This window comes from Ignavibacteriota bacterium (genome assembly GCA_016716225.1).
Lineage (GTDB): Bacteria > Bacteroidota > Ignavibacteria > Ignavibacteriales > Melioribacteraceae.
Map to the genome: position 1 here is coordinate 2,924,712 of JADJWT010000001.1, position 22,188 is coordinate 2,946,899.

Below are 22,188 nucleotides of genomic sequence, written 5' to 3' on the forward strand. Positions count from 1 at the left end.
TTCAATAAAAATGTAAAAGTTTTATTAGAAAATGATAAAATCAATTTAGTTTGATAACGGAGAAAAAATGAAATCAAAAATTCTATTTATTTTAGTAGTAGTAGCAAGTTTAATAAGCAATGCCCAAATATTGGATGGTAAGTGGAAAGGCAATATGATGAGCCCCAACGGAGATTTTGAATTAGTTTTTACCTTTAATGTTATTTCAGATTCATTATGTGGAGAAGTAACATCATCAATGGGAACTTTGCCAATCGAAAATGGAAAAGTTAACGGAAACGAATTTTCGTTTGATGTAAATGTTAATGGCCAAATAATAAACCATATGGGTTTAATTGATAATAATATTGTTAAATTAAATATTCCAATGATGAATGACCCCATGATATTAGTTCAAGTTGAAGATAGATCTAAAGTTCAAGGTATATGGCTTGGTAAAACAACAGGTCCTCAAGGAGATATGGAATTAACTTTTACATTTGAAATAAATGATAAAATATTAAAAGGTAAAAATTCTTCAATTATGGGCGAAACTGAAATAACTAACGGAGTTATCAATGGAAATGAATTTTCATTTGATGTTGACTTGCAAGGGATGATTATTTCACATAAATGTTTTTATCTTGATGATGATACAATTGATATGAAAGCACTTGTTATGGGCCAAGAAATGGCTTTGAAATTAACAAGAAAGCGTCAATAATTTTTTGTTGTCATATTTCACTTAAATAATTTATAAATAACAATTGATCTTAATGAAAACTAAATGTTTTGGAATGAAGAATAACTATATAAAATTATTTTTAATCTTAATAATGTTTGGTAATATAAAAGTGTTTTCACAGGATCCAAACTTCCATATTTATCTTTGTTTCGGACAATCCAATATGGAAGGAAATGCAAAGATTGAAGAACAAGATAAAATAGTTGATGACCGTTTTCAAGTTTTTCAAACAGTCGATTGTCAAGATTTGAATAGAAGTAAAGGCAATTGGTATTCAGCTGTTCCACCTTTGTGCCGTTGTAAAACTGGTTTAGGTCCTGCAGATTATTTCGGCAGAACAATAATTGAAAACCTACCAAGTAATATTAGAGTTGGAATTGTTAATGTTTCAGTAGCAGGGTGTAAAATTGAGTTATTCGATAAAGATAATTTCCAAAATTATGCTTCAACTGCACCAATATGGATGAGCAACATTATTAAAGAATACAACGGAAATCCGTATGCCTATCTTGTTGAAATGGCAAAATTAGCACAAAAAGATGGAGTTATAAAAGGTATTTTATTACATCAAGGTGAATCAAATCCTAATGATACAACATGGGTAATAAAAGTAAAAAGTATATATGACAATCTTATTAAAGATTTGAACTTAAATTCAAATGAAGTACCATTACTTGCAGGTGAAACCGTTCATGCAGAGCAAGGCGGAGTTTGTTCGGGAATGAATTCCTTTATTGCAAAATTGCCAGAAGAAGTTCCAAATTCGCATGTTATTTCTTCCAAAGGTTGTTCAGCATCAGGCGATTTTATCCATTTTAACTCAGCAGGATATAGAAAACTTGGGTCAAGATATGCAAAAAAAATGTTGGAATTATTAGGATACGAGATTAAAAAACCAAAACCTATAAAAGTTGAAGAAGGATTACTGCAGGGGTTTTATGAAGATGAATTAACAATTTACAAAGGAATACCATTCGCAGCTCCTCCCATCGGAAATCTTAGATGGAAACCACCACAACCAATTGAAAAATGGGAAGGTATAAGAAATGCAGATAAATATTCCCCCAATACTATGCAAATTATGGTTGAAGAGTACGGTCCTTGGACGGCTGAATATCAACCCAAAGGGAATGCAAGTGAGGATGGCCTATATTTAAATATCTGGACAACTGCGAAATCGCAGGAAGAAAAACGACCGGTTGTAATGTATATCCCAGGAGGTGCATTCTTAAATGGTTCAGGCAATGTTCCTGTTTACAATGGTGCAAATTTAGCAAAGAAGGGATTGGTTGTAGTCACTATAAATTACAGAGTTGGTGTATTTGGATTTTTTGCCCATTCTGAATTAACAAAAGAATCGGAACATAACTCTTCCGGCAATTATGGATTGCTTGACCAACTAGCAGCACTGAAATGGATTCAGAGAAATATTTCTGTTTTTGGAGGTGATCCTAATAAAGTTACAATAATGGGACAATCTGCTGGAGCAGCATCGGTAAATTATTTAACTGCTTCACCTCTTGCAAAGGGATTATTTATTAGGGCTATTTCTCAGAGCGGATCAAATGCTACAATGGGACCTAGGGAAGTTTTGTCTGATGCTGAACAATACGGGACTGATTTTGCTCATGCAATTGGTGCTACTTCCATTAAGGAATTAAGAGCAATGTCTGCTGAAAAATTGCTCAATGCTGCAAATAATAAATATCGATTCTCTCCGATAATTGACGGTTGGTTTCTCCCGAAAAGCGGTGATGAAATCTTTGCGCAAGGCCAACATAATGATGTCACTACATTAACAGGCTGGGTAGCAGATGAAGGAAGTTTTAATGAGAATTATGGAAAAATGCCGGCTGAGGATTTTATAAATCATCTTATTCAGCAATACGGTGAATTTGCTGAAAAGATTCTAAAATTATATCCAGCTGCAACTGATGCTGAAGCTTCTCGATCACAGAAAGAATTAGCAAGTGATATGCGTATGATTTCTACTTACAAATGGGCAATAAAACGTAAGCGGACTTCTAAGTCAGATATGTATACTTATCTATTTACACACGAACAGCCTGGAGAAACTAAAGATAAATATTTAGCATTTCATTCTTCTGAATTACCCTATGTATTTAATAATTTGGAACAATCTCCAAGACCATGGACAGCTGAGGACAAAAAAATATCTGAGACATTGTCAAATTATTGGGTAAATTTTATCTCCTCCGGTGACCCAAACGGAGATAATCTTCCATACTGGCCGGTATTTGATGAAGCAAAAAAAGAGGTAATGGAATTGGGGGATGATATGATGCCCCGACCTATAGCAAGTAATGAAAAATTTGAGATTTTATTAAAAATAACTCAAAAAAGATTTTTTTAACTGGAAAAAGTGATATCGTAATTCAATAACATGCTGAAAATTATTGAATAGATGCAATCTAGATAAATAAGGGATAAGCAAAATAGAAAAGTAAAAAACTTAATAATTCAGATATTCTAAAAAAAATTGAATACTCTAATGAATAAAAGGAGGAACAGTGAATCGAAATTTATTACTCATATTATTTTTATTAGTAACGTGCGTGGTTATAAATGCTCAAGGAATTGATAAAATGGCGCCAGAAGGTTATGATGTTTTTCAGTCAAATATTGCTCATGGTAAAATTGATTCAGTTACATATGAATCAAAAACTGTAGGTACAAAAAGAAAAGCAATAATTTATACACCACCGGAATTTTCGAAAGATAAAAAATATCCGGTATTATATCTTTTGCATGGAATTGGTGGAGATGAAAAAGAATGGTTGAAAGGTGCACAGCCGCAAATAATTTTAGATAATCTTTATGCTGAAAATAAAATTGAGCCAATGATTGTCGTTATGCCAAATGGCAGAGCAATGAAAGATGATCGAGCAATTGGAAATATTTTTGATAAAGAAAAAGTAGATGCATTTGCAAATTTTGAAAAAGATTTACTCAATGATCTTATTCCTTTTATTGAAAAAACTTTTCCGGTTTTTACTGATAGGGAAAATAGAGCGATTGCCGGATTATCAATGGGAGGCGGTCAATCATTAAATTTTGGACTTAGTAATTTAGACAAATTTGCATGGGTTGGTGGATTTTCTTCTGCTCCAAATACTAAGAAACCGGAGGAACTTTTTCCAAATCCGGAAGAATCTAAAAAGAAATTAAAATTACTTTGGATTTCATGCGGAGATAATGATGGACTTATTCCATTCAGTACGAGAACACATGAATATGCAAGAGATAATGATATTCCGCATATTTTTTATATTGAACCCGGAGTACATGATTTTAAGGTATGGAAAAATGGTTTGTATATGTTTTCCAAATTAATATTTAAAACTGTTGATGAATCAAAATTTTCACAATACAGTCCTTTGGGAATTCCGGCTTCAACAAATGTTAGAAGAGCAAAGTATCCTCAAATTCTGCCGGATAATAGAGTAATATTTCAAGTAAAAGCTCCCGATGCAAAAAATGTTCAAATTGATTTAGGCAAAAAATATGATATGGTAAAAGATACAAGCGGTGTTTGGGAAATTACTACCGATACGATTAGTGAAGGATTTCATTACTATTCATTATTAATTGACGGTGTTGCAGTTTGTGATCCAGCGAGCGAAACATTTTATGGAATGGGAAGAATGGCTTCGGGAATTGAGATTCCGCACAAAAATGATTTTTATTATGAGTTAAAAGATGTACCACATGGAGATATAAGAATTAAAAAATATTTTTCAAGTGTCTTAAACAGATGGCGACAGATTTATATTTATACTCCGCCGGATTATGATAAAAATGTAAATGAGAAATATCCAGTGTTATTTATTTTACATGGTGGCGGTGAAGATGAACGCGGTTGGGCAACTCAAGGTAAAACAGATATTATTTTAGATAATTTAATTTCTGATAAGAAAGCTACCCCAATGATTATTGTTATGCCCGATGGAAATATTGATGCACCAATGTTCGGCGATCAAGTGTTAAAAATATTTGAAAGCGAATTAACAAAATCTGTTATACCATTTATTGAAAATAATTATCGAGTCAGAACCGATTCTAAAAATCGTGCACTTGCCGGATTATCAATGGGCGGACTTCAAACACTTTATGCCGGAATTAACAATACAGAAATGTTTTCATACTTGGGAGTTTTTAGCTCCGGCTGGATTCAGCCGATGCAAAAAGACTTGGCGAATTCTCAATATGATTTTATGCAAAATAATGCTGATAAAATAAATACCGATTTAAAATTATTCTGGATTTCGATGGGTGGAAAAGAAGATATAGCTTACAATAATTGCCAATTGATGATGCAAAAATTTGATGAGATGAAAATAAATTATCAATATAGTGAATATCCTGGCGGGCATACTTGGCCGGTTTGGCGTCATGATTTATTCAAAATTGCACAATTACTTTTTAAATAAATTGATATAAGTGGTTTAAAATGAAGATTAAAATTTTATTCATTCTGATTTTACTATTTCAAGTTTGTTTGATAGCTCAAGAAAATTTTAAAATAATAGTTAGAACAGATAAAGAACCAATAGCTTCTGGGCAATTTAAGCCAACTTGGGAATCGTTAAAAAATTATAGAGTGCCGGAATGGTATAGAAATGCAAAATTTGGGATTTGGGCACATTGGGGTCCACAATGTCAACCGGGACAAGGCGATTGGTATGCACGAATGATGTATGATGAAGGAAGCGCTCAATATAATTGGCATGTTAAAAACTATGGACATCCATCTAAAGTTGGATTTAAAGATGTTATAAATAGTTGGAAAGCAGAAAATTGGAATCCAGAAAAATTAGTTGAATTGTACAAAAAAACTGGTGCGCAATATTTTTTTTCAATGGCAAATCACCATGATAATTTGGATATGTGGGATAGTAAATATCAAAAATGGAATACTGTAAATGTTGGTCCCAAAAAAGATATTCTCAAGGGTTGGGCGGATGCAGCAAAAAAGTATAATCTTCCATTTGGATTAAGTGTACACGCAGCACATGCTTGGTCATGGTTGGAAACTTCTCAAAGATCAGATAAGAATGGCGAGTTAGCTGGTATTCCATACGATGGCAAACTTACTGCTGAGGATGGAAAAGGCACATGGTGGGAAGGATTAGATCCGCAAGAATTATATGAACAGAATCATCCTTTAAGTGAAGGCAGCGAAAATACTAATAAAATTCATAGTCAATGGTATTGGGGAAACGGCGTTGCCATTCCTTCACAAGAATATTGTGAGAAGTTTTATAATAGAACGATTGATATGATAAATCAATTCAATCCAAATTTAATTTACTTTGATGATACTGGACTTCCGTTATATCCAATTAGTGATGCTGGATTAAAAATTGCTGCACATTATTATAATAGTAATATGGCATTGAACAACGGTAAATTAGAAGCTGTTTTATTTGGTAAAATTTTAACTGATGAAGAAAAAAAGTGTTTAGTCTGGGATGTTGAACTTGGAGCTCCGGAAAATATTCAAGAACTACCTTGGCAAACATGTTCATGCATTGGGCAATGGCATTATAAAAATTCAATTTATGAAAACAATGAATATAAATCTGCTAAAGCAGTAATTCATCAATTAGTTGATATTGTAAGCAAAAATGGAAATTTACTTTTAAATATTCCTGTAAGAGGTGATGGTACAATTGATGAAAAGGAAATTGCAATTCTAAAGAGTATTGCTTCATGGATGGAAATAAATAAAGAAAGTATTTATGAAACTCGTCCATGGAAAGTATTCGGTGAAGGACCAGCAGCTGAAACAGCAAACCCATTAAAGGCACAAGGGTTCAATGAGGGAAAAGTAAAATATAGTGATAAGGATTTAAGATTTAATCAAAATGGAAATATTCTTTACATAACAATTATGGGTGTACCAAATGATAGCATTTTGGTTAAGAATTTGAAAATTGTAAATGGACAAAAAAACATTGCAAATATTGAATTACTTGGAAGCACTGAAAAAGTTGAATGGAATCAAACTATGGAATATTTGAAAATTGAAAAGCCAAATATTATTCCTAACGAAATAGCCATTGTATATAAAGCATATTTGCATTAATAGTTAAATGATGGTAAAAATAAAGAATTAATAATGTTAACAATAATGTTATATAATGAGACAAAATAATAAAATAACTTTTAATAGAAATTTTGGTATTTCACTAAAAGTAATGTTGTTCATTGTTTTTAGTAGTATGAATATTCCCTTAACCGCACAACCAGAGAATAATGGAAAAAAAATTAGCTCCAATTTATTTGGATTATTTTTTGAAGATATTAATTATGCTGCAGATGGCGGACTATATGCAGAGCTTGTGCAAAATCGTTCGTTTGAATATACTCCAACAGAACAAAAAAGTTGGAATCCCTTATCTTTCTGGGAATATATTTCACCCGGGTTTTCTTATGGAAGAATTAGTGTAGAAACAAATTCACCAATTCATCCAAACAATCCGCATTACATAGTGCTTGATGTTGAACATGTTGGTCATGAAGAAAATTATGTTGGTGATATTGGAGTTGGTTTGAAAAATTCCGGATTTAATGGAATGGTAATAAAGACTGGTGAAAAATATAATTTAACCTTTTTTGTACGTCAATATTTAGAAGAACCAATTAATTTCAAAATAAGTTTACAAAGTCCATCCGGTAAAATTAAATATGCTGAAAATCAAATTACAACTTCTTCACAAGAATGGAAAAAATATTCAACAAGTTTAATTACATCAGAAAAAAGTGACAGTGCAACATTAGTGATTCTGGCAACAACCAAAGGAAAATTTGCAATCGATGTAATTTCTTTATTTCCGGAAAAAACATTTCTTAATCGCATAAACGGATTAAGAAATGATCTCGCTCAAGTACTTGCCGATATGAAACCAAAGTTTATTCGTTTTCCTGGAGGATGTCTTGTGCATGGCGATGGATTAGGTAATATGTACAGATGGAAAAATACTATCGGTCCAATTGAACAAAGAAAAGAACAAAGAAATATTTGGGGTTATCATCAAACAACAGGACTAGGTTATTTTGAATATTTTCAATTTTGTGAAGATATTGGGGCGATACCAATCCCAATATTACCAGCAGCTGTAAGTTGTCAAAATTCCGGTGGAACTTGGAGAATTGGCGGTACTGGGCAGAAAGCACTACAAATGAATGAAATGGATGAATACATTCAAGAAGTCCTTGATTTAATTGAATGGGCTAATGGTCCAATTACTTCAACTTGGGGCAAAAAGAGAGCAGAAGTTGGACATCCAAAACCATTTAATCTTGAATTTATTGGAATTGGCAATGAAGATAAAATGACACCGGAATTTCAAGAAAGATTTAAAATGATATTTGAAGCTGTTAAATCACATCATCCGGAAATATCAATAATTGGTACAACCGGACCTTTTCACAGCGGAGAAGATTTTGAGAAAGGATGTAAATTAGCTGATGAATTAAAAATCCCAATTGTTGATGAGCATTATTATGTCGATCCCAAATGGCTTTTAACAAATCATAATCGTTATGATAAGTATGATAGAAATAAATCCAAAGTTTATCTTGGTGAATATGCATCTTGGGGAAATAAAATGATTAATGCTATTTCCGAAGCTGCATATTTAACTTCATTAGAGAGAAATGGCGATGTAGTTGTTATGGCTTCATATGCTCCATTACTTGCAAAAAAAGATTTTACTCAATGGCGAACTGATATGATTTTCTTTGATAATACAAATATCTGCTTAACCCCAAATTATTATGTACAAAAAATGTTTATGACGAATCAAGGAGATATGTATTATGATAATATTATTTCATATGATAAAAATGATACAACTTTTGCTTCATCTTGTGTTAAGGATAACGAAAGCGGTGATATAATTTTAAAATTAGTTAACACAAGCATTGAAATGAAATCAATTAAAATTGATTTATCAATTTTAAAAATTAATTCAGAAGCTAAGAAAACAATCTTATCTGGTGATCCGGAAGATGAAAATACTTTTGAAAATATTGAAAAGATTATACCAATAAAATCAAAAATAAAAATTCAATCTAAATTTAATTACGATATTCCGGCAATGTCATTAACAGTTCTGAGAATAAAAACAGAAAAATGATTTTTGATAGTAAGAGAAAAATTATGAATAAAAAATTTCTTATCACCAAATTAATTTTATCATTGATAATATTTTTATCTGCAGAAAATATTTTACTCGCACAAAAACTTCATAGCGATAATGGTGATGGTACATTTACCAATCCGGTAATTGCAGCTGATTTTCCAGATCCCGATGTAATATTTGTTGATGATACATATTACATGGTTACCACAACAATGTTTATTTTTCCCGGAGTAACAGTTCTTAAATCCAAAGATTTAGTTAATTGGGAATATTGCAGCAATGCGGTTCCTAGATTTGATTTTAGTCCATGTTATAATCTTGATGGGTGTAATAGATATCGACACGGACAATGGGCAACAAGTATAAAGTACAATAAAGGAAAATTTTATTTATTGTTTATAACTCTAGATGAAGGCGGATTTATTTGCTCCTCAGAAAAAGCTGAAGGACCTTGGGAAATTACAAAATTACCCCAAGGGTTTTATGATCCTGGATTATTCTTTGATGAAGACGGAAGAATTTTTGTTGCTCATGGATATAGTGAAATTAGAATTACCGAAGTTGATAAAAATTTTACACCAATAAGCAAAGATTCGCTTGTTTACGTCGGCGATATTCGAAAAGGTTTAGAGGGTGCTCATGTTTATAAAATTAACGATTATTATTATTTGTATTGCACATACGGAGGACTAGACGGAATTCAAGTTGCTCTTCGTTCAAAAAATATTTACGGTCCATATGAACAAAAAGTTGTAATTAGTGAAAAAACTCACGGTCCAAACTTTGGTATTCATCAAGGTGCGTTAATAAAAACACAAATTGATGAATGGTGGACAATGCTATTTGTTGATAGCGGTCCTTTCGGTCGTTTCCCATCTCTACAGCCGGTAACTTGGGTAGATGGTTGGCCATTGGTTGGCGTTGATGGAAAAGCAGTAGTTAACTATAAAAAACCAAATGTTGGAAAAGAATATCCAATAAAAATATTTCCAACTTCTGATGAATTTAATACTCAAGAATTGGGAATGCAATGGGGATGGAATCATAATCCGGAACCAAGTAAATGGTCACTTTCAGAAAATCACGGATACTTAAGATTAAAAACAGTTAGAATTGTTGACAGCTTGCAAAAAGCACAAAATACTTTAACACAAAGAATGTTTGCATATTATTCTGATACTTTAGCGACAGTTGGAACAACAGAATTAAATTTTGAAAATATGAAAGATGGTGATATTACCGGATTAGCAATATTTCAAGATCCGTATGCATTTATCGGAGTAAGAAAAAACAATAATAAAAATTATGTGATTATGGTTAACAATGGAAAAACAATTGATTCGACTGAAGTTAACGGAAATAAACTTTATTTGAAAACTAGCGCAATTTACGGATCGGGTGCCGCAGATATTTTTACGGGCAATGCTCCAGCTGGAACCGGAACTGCAACTTTTTCATTTAGTATTGATAATAAAAATTTTACAAAAATTGGTAATGAATTAAATATGAGATTTAGTTTAAAAATATTCACAGGAAATAAATTTTGTTTATTTAACTATGCTACAAAGGAATTTGGTGGTTATGTTGATTTCAATTGGTTTAGAACAAGTGCCGAAAAAATTTAAATATATAAATTGGAATAAATTCGCTAATATTTTTTTAATAACATAAATGTGGGGGTAAGATGAAGAATAATACTAAACAAAATCAAAAGTTTAAAAAACTTCTAAGATTTAAATATGGAGAAATCATAATGAAACAATCAGCAACTTTTGCACTTTTGTTAATTTCACTTTTGATTTTAACAGAAAATTCATTTGCACAAAAACTTAAATTAAATGAATCAGATTATTTTGAAGCACAAGGAATTAATGTTTTAGTTTTTAGTAATCAATACAACGGAATGTTTTTTGATGAAAAAACTGCTGGTATTGAATTAATTCAACATGGAATTAGAACTTCAACCGGAGGTGCTGTAAGATTAGCAAACACTCCGGAACAATGGGATTTAGTGCCGATGGTTATTGATCGAAAAATTGATAAAGAAAAAAATAGCATTGATGTAGTATTGAAATATGAAGAGTTTGATTTCACATCAAAAATAAATGTTACTGCAAAAGACAATGGAGTTTTGATAAGTGTTTTTCTTGATCAACCAGTTCCGGAAAAATTAGAAGGTCGTGCCGGATTTAATCTGGAATTCTTACCTTCAACATATTTTGAAAAAACATATTTGGTAGATGGTAATCCATATAATTTCCCAAGGTATCCTTCGGGCAACACTAAAATTGAACCAATAAAAAATAAAATAACTCAGTTTGCCGGACACACAACATTTGATGATAGAGGACTTGGTGAATTTATTGTTCCAGAACCGCTTGCAAAAGGAAAAACCATTGTACTTTCGCCGGAATGCCAAGAAAGTTTTGTAACTGTTAAAGGTATTGATTCAGAAATAATGTTATTTGATGGACGAAATCTTGCACAAAACGGTTGGTTTATTTTAAGAAGTTTATTGCCAATTATGAAAACCGGAAAAGTTCTTGAATGGTATCTTGAAGCAAATACAATTCCAAATTGGATTAGAAAACCTAATATTGGATTTTCGCAAGTTGGTTATACTCCAAATCAAGAAAAAGTTGCTGTTATAGAATTAGATAAAAATGATACTCAGTTGAATAATGCTAAAGTATTTCAAATTACTTTAGATGGAAAATCTGTTGAGAAATTTAATGGTGATGTGAAAGAATGGGGAAAATATTTAAGATATAATTATGCAAAATTCGATTTTAGTTCTGTGAAAGAATCCGGAATTTACTATATCCAGTATGGCGATCAGAAATCAAATACTTTTAGAATAAATCAAAATGTTTATGATGATGTTTGGCATCCTACAATGGATGTATGGTTTCCGGTTCAAATGGATCACATGCAAGTAAATGAAGCATATAGAGTTTGGCACGGTGAACCATTTATGGATGATTGCCTTCAAGCGCCGTTAAATCATCAACATTATGATGGTTACAAAATGGGAGATACAACTGACACAAAATATAAACCGTTTGAAAGAATTCCTAATATGGCAGTAGGTGGATGGTTTGATGCCGGTGATTTTGATATTCAAACTGGCTCGCATAATCATGTTATTTCAAGTTTTGTTGATACTTGGGAAAAATTTAAAATTGAACGTGATCAAACTTTTATTGATCAAAAAACTCGTTATGTTGATATTCATCGTCCCGATGGCAAAATAGATTTGTTACAGCAAATTGAACATGGGACATTAAATCTTGTTGCTCAGTGTGAAAATATTGGTCATCCGGTTATGGGAATTATTGTTCCAAATTTGCATCAATATCATCATCTTGGTGATGCAATGACTGAAACCGATAATCTTCCGTATAATCCAGATTTGAAACCATACGAAAAAGATGGAAAATCAAGCGGAACTTTGGATGACCGTTGGGCATTCACAACACGATTACCGTTTTTGGATTTTCAAACATCAGCAACATTAGCAGAAGCTGCTCGTACATTAAAAGGATTTAATGATGATCTTGCAAATAGAAGTTTAGCAAATGCAAAAAGACTATTAGCTGAAGCAGATGAAATACTTAAAAAACCAATTAAGGATGATAATCCGTGGTGGACAAGATGGGCAAGAGGTGCAGATATTGAAGCTGTTCTTCAATTGTATATTACAACAAAAGAACAAAAATATGCAGATAGATTTTTAGATAAAATTTGGACAATTCTTGAACCACCTCAGATTAATGATCCTCAAATTGACCCTAGTTTTTTCTTGAGTAGAAGTATAAAAGTTGCATTAAAAGCTGCACCTTATTTGGGTGACAATTACAAAACGAAATTAAGAGATTATGTTATTAAGTATAAAAATTATTTAACGGAGTTAGAAAAGAAAAATCCATATGGAATGCCAATAGCAACTGGAGGTTGGGGCGGCAGCGGAAATGTTGTTGCAACTGCAATTACAAATTATTTTGCATATAAATTATATCCGGATATTATGACTAAAGATGATGTTATAAAAGGTGCAAATTATATTTTTGGTTGTCATCCATATTCAAATCTTTCATTTGTCAATGCAGTAGGTACTAAATCCAAAAAAATTGCTTATGGAAATAACAGAGCAGATTTCACAACAATAGCTGGTGGAATTGTTCCCGGTGTAATGCTGCTTAAACCAGATTTCCTTGAAAACAAAGATGATTGGCCGTTCTTATGGGGAGAAAATGAAGTTACGGTTGGAGGTTCGGCAGATTATGTTTTCTTGGCAAATGCTGTTAAAGAATTATTAAAATAATTTGTAAGGAATTTTGAAATGAGTTTCCCAAATATTATTTCTTTCACCCTCTTAAATGCATGCAACTTAAGATGTAAAATGTGCGGGCAGTGGAGTGAAACCGGTTATGTAAAAAATAAAATTGTCGATGCAAATCCACAATTGGATTTGGAAGTTTGGAAAAAACTCATTGATGAAATTTCTCAACATAAAATTAGAATTATTTTAATTAGGGGAGGAGAACCATTTCTCTTCCCCAAAATTATGGATTTGATAAAATATGCAAATAGTAAAAATCTGTTTTTATCTATTGATACAAACGGAACGATGATTGAAAAATTTGCCGAAGAACTTGTCCAATTAGGGAATATGCATATTACTTTATCTGTTGATGGACCTGAAAAAATTCATGATGAAGTTCGCGGAATTGAAGGAAGTTATCAAAAAATTAAAACCAATATTGCTTTATTTAACGAACTTGAGAAAAAATATGATAAACCAATAAGTAAAAGTATTTGCTTTACAATTAGTAAATATTCTTATGATGGTTTGGGAGAAATGCCAAACGTTGCGAGAGAAATGGGAATTAATTCAATAAATATTGTGCCGTATTATTTTTTCAATTCTGAAGTTGGTGAAAAATATGAAGATGAATTAATAAAATATTTTGATACTAAAGCATATTCATGGAAAGGATTTTATAATGAAGATTCGGGGATCGATTTTAATATTTTCAAAACTCAATATGAAAAATATATTTCTTCTTTAAATGGAATTGAGAATTTCCCGTTTATGCCGTTTGGAATTGATGAATATAAGGAATGGTTTGATAATTCTTATTCAGTTGTTGGATCAGAAAAATGTTTGAATGTAGAAAGTTTAATAGATATTCAACCAAATGGTGATGTAAATTTCTGTATTGATTTTCCGGATTATGTTTTTGGAAATGTTAAAAATAATTCGATTGAGGAAATTTGGAATTCTGAAAAAGCAGAAAAATTTAGAAGTTACAGAAGAGAAAAACCATTAGCAGTTTGCTATAGATGCGGCGCAAAGTACTGTTCGGAAATTAAAGAATAGTTATAATATATTTATTTGAAATTAAAAATATTAGAAGTTGTTTGGAAAATAAAAATGAAATTATTAAAAATTAGAATTTTATTGATTTTACTTTTCGTTTTGCTAAATAATATATCGGGGCAAAACCCAATAATCAAGGATCAATACACGGCTGATCCAACAGCACGTGTTTTTGAAGGTAAGGTTTATCTTTATCCATCGCACGATATATTAGCAACTGAAGAGAAAGGTAGAATCGGCTGGTTTTGTATGGAAGATTATCATGTTTTTCTTCAGAAAATTTAACAGTTTGGAAAGATCACGGTGTAATTGTTAGTCAAAATAAAGTTCCTTGGGTTGATTCAAATACTTACAGCATGTGGGCGCCGGATTGCATTGAAAAAAATGGTAAATATTACTTTTATTTTCCGGCAATGAATAAAGATACAACCACACAATTTAGAATGAATATTGGTGTAGCCGTTTCTGATAAACCATATGGACCATTCACTACGCAAAATGAACCAATAAAAAATGTTAGAGGAATTGATCCGAATGTTTTTATTGATAAAGACGGACAAGCTTATTTGTATTGGTCGGCAAGAAATATCTTTGTTGCAAAACTAAAAGAAAATATGCTTGAATTAGCAGATGAACCAATGATAATTCCAAATCTTCCGGAGAAGGGATTGAAAGAAGGTCCGTTTGTGTTTGAGCGAAACGGAATTTATTATTTAACTTATCCGCATGTTGAAAACAAAACAGAGCGACTTGAATATGCAATTGGTGATAATCCGCTTGGTCCATTTAAAGTTACCGGAGTTATTATGGATGAATCTCCAAATTGCTGGACGAATCATCAATCAATTGTTGAATATAAAAATCAGTGGTATTTATTTTATCATTTTAATGATTTATCTCCACACTTTGATAAAAACAGATCAACAAGAATTGACAGCTTATTTTTCAATGAAGATGGAACAATTCAAAAAGTTATTCCAACTTTACGCGGAGTTGGTTTAACAAATGCAAAATCAAAAATTCAAATTGATAGATACAGTTTAAAAGGTGAAAATAATGTTAATGTTGAATTTATAGATACGACAAAAAAGTATGAAGGATGGAAAACTATTTTTGAAAATGAAGATTCTTGGATTCAATATAATAGTGTCGAGTTCGGAAATGAAAATGTAAAATCAATTATTGTAAATGCTATTTCATTAGAAGGCGGAGAATTAGAAGTAAGATTAGGAAATATTAACGGAAAAATAATTGCAAAAATTGAAATTGAAAAATCAAATGATTGGAAAATATTTAAATCAAAAATTGCAAATGTTCAAACCGGTGATCAAAACATTGTTGTAATTAACAAAGGGAAAAAATTAGAAATTGATTGGATTAGTTTTGAATAAATATTATAAAAATATATTAAACAAATATTGAGTATGAAAATGAAAAAATTATTAGCAGTTTTATTTCTTACATGTGCATTTACATTAATTGGGCAAAATGCAAAAATTAAAATTGATATTACAAGAACAATAGGAGAAATCGATCCTAAAATTTACGGTGTATTTATGGAACCTATTCATTTTAACGGTGCAAGAATGGGATTACCTGACACAGTTGAGTATAATACACTTTACGGAACTTTGTATGATCCAAAATCACCACTTGCAGATGAAAATGGTTTTAGAAAAGATTATATCGAAGCAATGAAAGAACTCAAAATTACAAATATGCGTTGGCCAGGCGGTAATTTTTTAATGGGTTATAATTGGGAAGATGGAATTGGTCCAAAAGATAAAAGACCTTCTCGTATAAATCTAGCCTGGGGAGGATTGGAAAGCAATCATGTTGGAACTGATGAATGGTTTCAATTAAATAAATCAATTGGAAGCGAGAATATTATATGTGTAAATCTTGGACTCGGCACAATTCAAGATGCACACAATTGGGTTGAATATTGTAATTACAAAAAGGGAACACACTATTCAGATTTGAGAATTAAGAACGGGCACAAAGAACCGTACAATGTAAAAATTTGGGATTTAGGAAACGAAGTTGACGGATATCCATGGGAGCTTGGTTATAAGAATGCTGAAGATTATGTAAAGATTGGAAGAGAAGCTGCAAAAGCAATGAAAGCCGTAGATGGATCAATAAAATTAGTAGCTTCCGGTTCGTCATATTATGAGCCAACCGGACAGTGGATTGATTGGAATAGAAAGGTTCTTGCCGGATTGGGAGACATGATAAGTTATATTTCTTTGCATAGATATTGGGAAAGAGGTAATGATTATTATGATTATATGGGACAAAGTGCAATGGATTTTGAAGAAAAAATTACCATCCCTGCCGCAGAAATCAAAGCAATGCGAGCAATGAAAGGATTGAAAAATGAAATTCATATTTCTTTTGATGAATGGGGAGTTTTCGGAAGAAACTTTTTATCAGTATTGCCAATTGCTCAATGTTTAAATTCTTTTATTCGCCATGCAGATGTTGTTAAAATGGCAAACTTTACAATGCTAACTTCTTTACTTGCCAATGACCTTGAAAAAGGCACATATAAATCACCTTTATTTCATACATTTAAAATGTTTTCAACAAATTGTTTAGGAAACTCAATCGATACGTATGTTGAGTGTGACACTTTTAATACTGAAAAGTACAAAGGAATTCCTTATCTTGACGTAACTTCTGTTTATAATAAAGAAAGCAATACAGTTATAATAAATGTAGTTAATCGTCATCAAGAAAATTCTTTAACAACCGAAATTATTAGTACAGATGGAATTTTTTATGGCAAAGCAGAAATTAACTTATTAAGTGCTGAAAAACTAGATGAACCATTTTCCATTGATAAACAAAATGAATATAATCCCAAAGTAAATGAAGTTAATGTTAATGGGAATAAAATCTCGTATTCATTTCCGGCACATTCAATTTCTCAAATAAAAGTTAAGATCAAAGAATAAAATATAATTTAGTAGTTTTGTTAAACGTTGGCACTATGTAGGAGTATTTAGTATGAATGAATTTTTTCAAAGATTTGTAAAAGTTTGTCCTAAAACCGGAAGAATAAGAAAAATAATTTTGCCGAAAGGATATTATAAATTACTTTTCCCTTTTGTTGGATTAGCTGCATTATTATGGATTGCATTTCGAGTAATACCGAAACCAAGTAGAGCTGCTTATCCATGTGTAAAAGCTGCAACTCCAATTGCAACAAGTTTTGTACTTTGGTTAATTGGAATTACAGCATCGTTTACGGCATTTTCAAAAATGAAACTGGCATTTTCAAATTCATCATATTTTAGAACAGTAATATTTTTATTTGTTGGAGTTATTTTCGCTGTTTTAGCAATTAGTCAAGATGGGGTTGTTTCATTCGCAGAATCACAAAATAAATATATATTTAAGCAAGCTGTACTTGAGCCAAATCAGCCAATGGGAGAACCGGTTGGAATAATTCCGGGCAGAGTTGTATGGGTTCACAATCCGGATGCAACAAATGAAAATTGTGATCCGATGGAAGAAAATCATTCTTATTTTCATGAAGAAAATTTTAATCAAGCAATTGTTGATGAAATGCTATCTCAAGCAATTCAAAAACTAACCGAAACAACTTCAGATTCAGCTGCGTGGGAAGCAATATTTAAATTTCATAATAATACAAGAGGCAAAGGAGAGGTTGGTTATCAATCCGGAGAAAATATATTCTTGAAAATGAATGCCACAAGCAGTTGGGGCGGAAATTATAATGATGAAGATTTAACAAAAGTTTATAAATCGTGGTGGGGAAGTGTTAACAGATATTATGGACTTTCAGAATCCTCACCAACGTTTATTAAAGCAATATTACGACAATTAGTAAATGTTGTACAAGTGCCGCAAGAAAATATTTATATCGGCGATCCGATGAAAATTATTTACAAACACATTTATGAATATTTGCATTCGGAATTTCCAAACATACATTATCTGGATCACTATGGACACACAAATTTGGGAAGAGAACTTGCTGTAAAAAGTACAACTCCAATAATAAAATATTCTGATCGCGGAACTGTTCTTGTTCGAGATGGAAATCCGGTTTATGAAGATGCATTGTATAAAATTTATGAAGATATGGAATACATGATAAATATGCCTCAAATGAAAGGACATGTTAGAGGTGGAGTTACAATGTTCGCAAAAAATCATTTTGGTTCTCATACAAGAGATGGTGCAAATCATTTGCATAATGGATTAATGCTGCCGGGTGAAACTGGATTAACGGCACGCCCAGGATATGGTTTATATAGAGTTCAAGTTGATTTGATGGGGCATGAAATTCTTGGGAAGAAAAATTTAGTTTATTTGATGGATGCTTTGTGGGGCACAGATCACGAATTAAATCCTCCAACAAAATGGCAAATGGAACCTTTTAATAATGATTGGACTTCATCAGTATTTGCATCTCTTGATCCTGTAGCAATTGAATCTGTTGGTTACGATTTTGTTCGAACCGAATTTACTAAAGAAAGATATCCAACAAGTTATGAAAATATTGTTGATGTAATTCAAATGGAAGGAGTTTCAGATTATTTACGACAAGCCGCAGATTCATCAAATTGGCCGGAAGGAATTAAGTATGATCCGGAAAATGATGGAACTATTTTGGGAAGTCTTGGCGCACATGAACATTGGAATAATTCAATAGATAAACAATATTCTAAAAATTTAGGAATTGGAAATGGAATAGAATTAGTTAAAATTTCCAAGCCAATTAATATTCTTGAATCACCAAGTTTGTTAACAGCTGAAGTTATTGATAGCTCAATTGTAAATCTTAGCTGGCAAGATAATTCAACCTCGGAAGACGGTTTTATTGTTGAGCGAAAAGAGAATACTGAAACATCAAATTATATAATACTTGATACTGTTTCCGCTAATCAAACTAATTTTTCTGATGAAACTGATAAATTAGTTTCTAGTTATTTTTATAGAATTAAGGCTTATAATTCATCGGCAACCTCTGATTACACAGAAACGATTTTAGTTAACAATCTTATAATTGTTGGAATAGAAGATGATAAAATTCCAAGAGAATTTACGCTTCATCAAAATTATCCAAATCCATTTAATCCAACCACAACAATTAAATTTAGTATAAAAAATAATTCGGATGTGACTTTAACAATTTATGATACTATAGGTAGAATAGTAAAAGTTTTGGTAAATGAAAAACTTTCTTCAGGTGAACATAAAATTGATTGGAACGGAAAGAATTATCTTGATGAAACATCCGTAAGTGGAATTTATTTCTACAAAATTTTAGTTAAATCAAATAATCAAAACTATTCAGAAACTAAAAAAATGATACTGGTAAAATAAAATGACAAAAATATTCTTACACTTTTTTTTAATTATTATAATCTGCACCAATTTTGTTTTTGCACAAACTTGGAAATCATATACAACAGAAAATAGTGGGTTATCAAATAATGTCGTTAATTCTATTGCTATTAGTACAGATGGAACAATTTGGTTTGCAACTGACGATGGCTTATGTACTTATGATTCTACAACTTGGAAAGTTTATAAAGTGGAAGATGGATTAAAGAATAATAAAATTAATTCAATTTCATTTTTACCAAACACTTCTCAAGAACTTTGGGTTGCATCTGATTCTGGAATTACAATTTTAACTGTAAATAAAACTGAAATTGTAACAAGTCCCAGTTATATAAATATAAGTTCGGATAATATTATATCCAACAAAGTTAAAGCAATTGAGCTTGATGCTTCCGCAAATAATTGGATTGGAACAGAAGATGGGTTATCAATAATTACTAATTCCGGTATTTATAGTTTTGATGAAAACAATGGATTTGAAAAACCAAAAGTTAATTCATTAAAAACTTTATCAGATAATTGGGTTCATGTTGGAACTTCCGGTGGTGGGGTGAGTCGTCTTAAATATAACGGTGTTGATGGAATTACTTCCGCTTCCAATATAATAACAACATGGAGCGGATTAGCATCGGACACTGTTTTAACAATTTACGTTACCGATGATACTTTACGCTGGTATGGAACAACACAAGGTGTTTCCACACATTTTGGAACTGATACAAAAAGTATTAATTATTGGTGGATTTATAATACTTACACAAGCGGAATTGTTGAAAATTATGTTCGTGCAATTATTCGTGATAAGAATAATACAATGTGGTTCGGTACAAGAAAAGGTATTTCAAAAATGTTAACCGATAAAACTACTTGGCAAACTTATACTGAGTTGGATGGTTTGATAAGTAATAATATTTTTGATATTGAAGTTGATAAAAATAATAATTTATGGATTGCAACAGATAAAGGAGTTTCAAATTTTCCTAATACTCCAACATCAATAAAGAATATTATAAATGAAAATTACAAATTAAGTTTGTCAAATTTTCCTAATCCATTTAATCCAACAACAAATATTGAATTTGCTATACCAAAAACAAGCAAAGTGAAATTAGAGATTTATGATAATTTAGGAAAACTTGTGGAAGTGTTGCTTGACAAAAAAATAAATGCTGGAATTCATAATGTTAGATTCAATACTAAAGGAATTCCAAGCGGAGTGTATTTTTATCGAATGACAACAGAACAATCAGCGATTACTAAAAAAATGATTTTAATTAAATAGAATATGAAAAATGTAAAGTAAATAATCATGATAAAAATAAAACAAATTGTTCATGATTTTAGGAAATTAGTATTTATAATTATTGTATTAGGAATTTTTCAGACTGATTTATTTTCGCAGATTATTATTGAACCAAATTTAGTTGTTGAAGAAATTGCAAAAGATATCCAACAACCAGAAGGACCAATCTGGAATGATAATTTGGGATTATTATTTTCTGATATAAAAGGAAATAAAATTTATAGATGGACTCAAGGAAATGGTAAAGAAATATTTCTTGATGATTCTGACAGTACAAATGGTTTAGCTTATGATTTGGATGATAAGTTAATTGCCGGACAAATGGGTAAACGAAGAATTGTAAGATTTGAAAACGATGGAACTCAAACTTCGCTTGCAGATAATTATGAAGGGAAAAAATTTAATAGTCCAAATGATTTAGTTGTAAAATCTGATGGCTCAATATTTTTTACTGATCCCGATTTTAATATTCCAAATGGACAAAAAAAAGAACTATCATTTAATGGAATTTATAGAATTAGTCCAATTGGAAAACTGCAATTACTTTCAACATTAACTTTACCTAATGGAATTTGCTTTTCACCGGATGAATCAAAATTATATGTAAATGATTCACAAGCTCACAAAATTTATGTTTGGGATGTTGTTGATGATTCAACAATTACAAACAAAAAATTGTTTTTTACAATTCCGGTAAATGGTTACGCAGACGGAATGAAAACGGATACATTAGGAAACATTTATTGCACATGTTCATCTGCTGTTTGGGTAATATCTCCAAATGGAGAACAAATCGGTAAAATTAATTTACCAACAAATGTTTCTGCATCAAATTGTACATGGGGAGATTTTGATAGAAAAACTCTATTTATTACAGCTGGAAAATCTGTATATAAAACACGTCCTATTTTAACTTCGTTAAATGGGCAAAATTCAGTAATCCCTACGAAAATTATGCTATATCAGAATTATCCAAATCCATTTAACCCTACTACAAAGATAAAATATAATATTCCAAAATTTAGTTATGTAACTTTGAAAATATTTAATTTGTTGGGAAATGAAGTTAAAACATTACAAAAGGGATTTCTTCAACCCGGAAGTTATTCAGTAACGGTAAATTCGGAAGGTTTACCAAGCGGAATTTATTTTTATAGATTGGATACTGAAGATAATTCATTAATTAAGAAATTAGTAATTCTTAAGTAAGCATTTCTCATGATTA

12 protein-coding genes and 1 pseudogene are annotated in these 22,188 nt (G+C 31.2%); all 13 read left to right on the plus strand.

The genetic code is table 11. From position 1 onward, the window contains the following. Nucleotides 1-67 precede the first annotated feature (67 nt). The 13 genes and pseudogenes from IPM32_12820 (at nucleotide 68) to IPM32_12880 (ending at nucleotide 22,172) form a co-directional block, all read left to right on the plus strand. Nucleotides 68-703, plus strand: a complete 636-nt coding sequence (locus IPM32_12820; GenBank protein MBK8946137.1) for a hypothetical protein — start codon at nucleotides 68-70, stop codon at nucleotides 701-703. A 73-nt stretch (nucleotides 704-776) separates the two neighbouring features. Next, complete coding sequence (locus tag IPM32_12825) at nucleotides 777-3,098, plus strand: carboxylesterase family protein (protein ID MBK8946138.1); 2,322 nt, start codon at nucleotides 777-779, stop codon at nucleotides 3,096-3,098. Nucleotides 3,099-3,330: 232 nt separating this feature from the next. Beyond that, on the plus strand, nucleotides 3,331-5,175 hold the full coding sequence (locus IPM32_12830; GenBank protein MBK8946139.1) for an esterase: 1,845 nt from the start codon (nucleotides 3,331-3,333) through the stop codon (nucleotides 5,173-5,175). Between the two features lie 20 nt (nucleotides 5,176-5,195). After that, nucleotides 5,196-6,833, plus strand: a complete 1,638-nt coding sequence (locus IPM32_12835) for an alpha-L-fucosidase (GenBank protein MBK8946140.1) — start codon at nucleotides 5,196-5,198, stop codon at nucleotides 6,831-6,833. 136 nt (nucleotides 6,834-6,969) lie between these two features. Further along, entirely contained in the window at nucleotides 6,970-8,889 is a 1,920-nt protein-coding gene (locus IPM32_12840) for an alpha-N-arabinofuranosidase (protein MBK8946141.1), read from the plus strand. Between the two features lie 23 nt (nucleotides 8,890-8,912). Further along, the gene (locus IPM32_12845) at nucleotides 8,913-10,520 is read left to right on the plus strand and encodes a glycoside hydrolase 43 family protein (GenBank protein ID MBK8946142.1); all 1,608 of its coding nucleotides are present in this window, start codon (nucleotides 8,913-8,915) and stop codon (nucleotides 10,518-10,520) included. Between the two features lie 128 nt (nucleotides 10,521-10,648). Continuing rightward, nucleotides 10,649-13,219 (plus strand): glycoside hydrolase family 9 protein, encoded by a 2,571-nt coding sequence (locus IPM32_12850; protein MBK8946143.1) that lies wholly within the window; start codon nucleotides 10,649-10,651, stop codon nucleotides 13,217-13,219. An 18-nt stretch (nucleotides 13,220-13,237) separates the two neighbouring features. Continuing rightward, nucleotides 13,238-14,278 carry a radical SAM protein gene (locus IPM32_12855; protein ID MBK8946144.1) on the plus strand — a complete coding sequence of 347 codons (1,041 nt, stop codon included), beginning with the start codon at nucleotides 13,238-13,240 and terminating at the stop codon, nucleotides 14,276-14,278. Nucleotides 14,279-14,332: 54 nt separating this feature from the next. Continuing rightward, nucleotides 14,333-15,669: pseudogene (locus IPM32_12860) on the plus strand (family 43 glycosylhydrolase). Nucleotides 15,670-15,708: 39 nt separating this feature from the next. Continuing rightward, nucleotides 15,709-17,238 carry an alpha-N-arabinofuranosidase gene (locus tag IPM32_12865; protein ID MBK8946145.1) on the plus strand — a complete coding sequence of 510 codons (1,530 nt, stop codon included), beginning with the start codon at nucleotides 15,709-15,711 and terminating at the stop codon, nucleotides 17,236-17,238. Between the two features lie 52 nt (nucleotides 17,239-17,290). Beyond that, on the plus strand, nucleotides 17,291-19,639 hold the full coding sequence (locus IPM32_12870; protein ID MBK8946146.1) for a DUF362 domain-containing protein: 2,349 nt from the start codon (nucleotides 17,291-17,293) through the stop codon (nucleotides 19,637-19,639). A 1-nt stretch (nucleotide 19,640) separates the two neighbouring features. Further along, entirely contained in the window at nucleotides 19,641-20,942 is a 1,302-nt protein-coding gene (locus IPM32_12875) for a T9SS type A sorting domain-containing protein (protein MBK8946147.1), read from the plus strand. A gap of 27 nt (nucleotides 20,943-20,969) precedes the next feature. Further along, a complete protein-coding gene (locus IPM32_12880; GenBank protein MBK8946148.1) occupies nucleotides 20,970-22,172 on the plus strand; it encodes an SMP-30/gluconolactonase/LRE family protein in 1,203 nt (400 codons plus the stop codon). The last annotated feature ends 16 nt before the right edge of the window (nucleotides 22,173-22,188 follow it).

Coding starts and splice junctions, on each gene's coding strand:
- IPM32_12820 (MBK8946137.1), top strand. CDS start 68: ATGAAATCAAAAATTCTATTTATTTTAGTAGTAGTAGCAAGTTTAATA.
- IPM32_12825 (MBK8946138.1), top strand. CDS start 777: ATGAAGAATAACTATATAAAATTATTTTTAATCTTAATAATGTTTGGT.
- IPM32_12830 (MBK8946139.1), top strand. CDS start 3,331: ATGGCGCCAGAAGGTTATGATGTTTTTCAGTCAAATATTGCTCATGGT.
- IPM32_12835 (MBK8946140.1), top strand. CDS start 5,196: ATGAAGATTAAAATTTTATTCATTCTGATTTTACTATTTCAAGTTTGT.
- IPM32_12840 (MBK8946141.1), top strand. CDS start 6,970: ATGAATATTCCCTTAACCGCACAACCAGAGAATAATGGAAAAAAAATT.
- IPM32_12845 (MBK8946142.1), top strand. CDS start 8,913: ATGAATAAAAAATTTCTTATCACCAAATTAATTTTATCATTGATAATA.
- IPM32_12850 (MBK8946143.1), top strand. CDS start 10,649: ATGAAACAATCAGCAACTTTTGCACTTTTGTTAATTTCACTTTTGATT.
- IPM32_12855 (MBK8946144.1), top strand. CDS start 13,238: ATGAGTTTCCCAAATATTATTTCTTTCACCCTCTTAAATGCATGCAAC.
- IPM32_12865 (MBK8946145.1), top strand. CDS start 15,709: ATGAAAAAATTATTAGCAGTTTTATTTCTTACATGTGCATTTACATTA.
- IPM32_12870 (MBK8946146.1), top strand. CDS start 17,291: ATGAATGAATTTTTTCAAAGATTTGTAAAAGTTTGTCCTAAAACCGGA.
- IPM32_12875 (MBK8946147.1), top strand. CDS start 19,641: ATGACAAAAATATTCTTACACTTTTTTTTAATTATTATAATCTGCACC.
- IPM32_12880 (MBK8946148.1), top strand. CDS start 20,970: ATGATAAAAATAAAACAAATTGTTCATGATTTTAGGAAATTAGTATTT.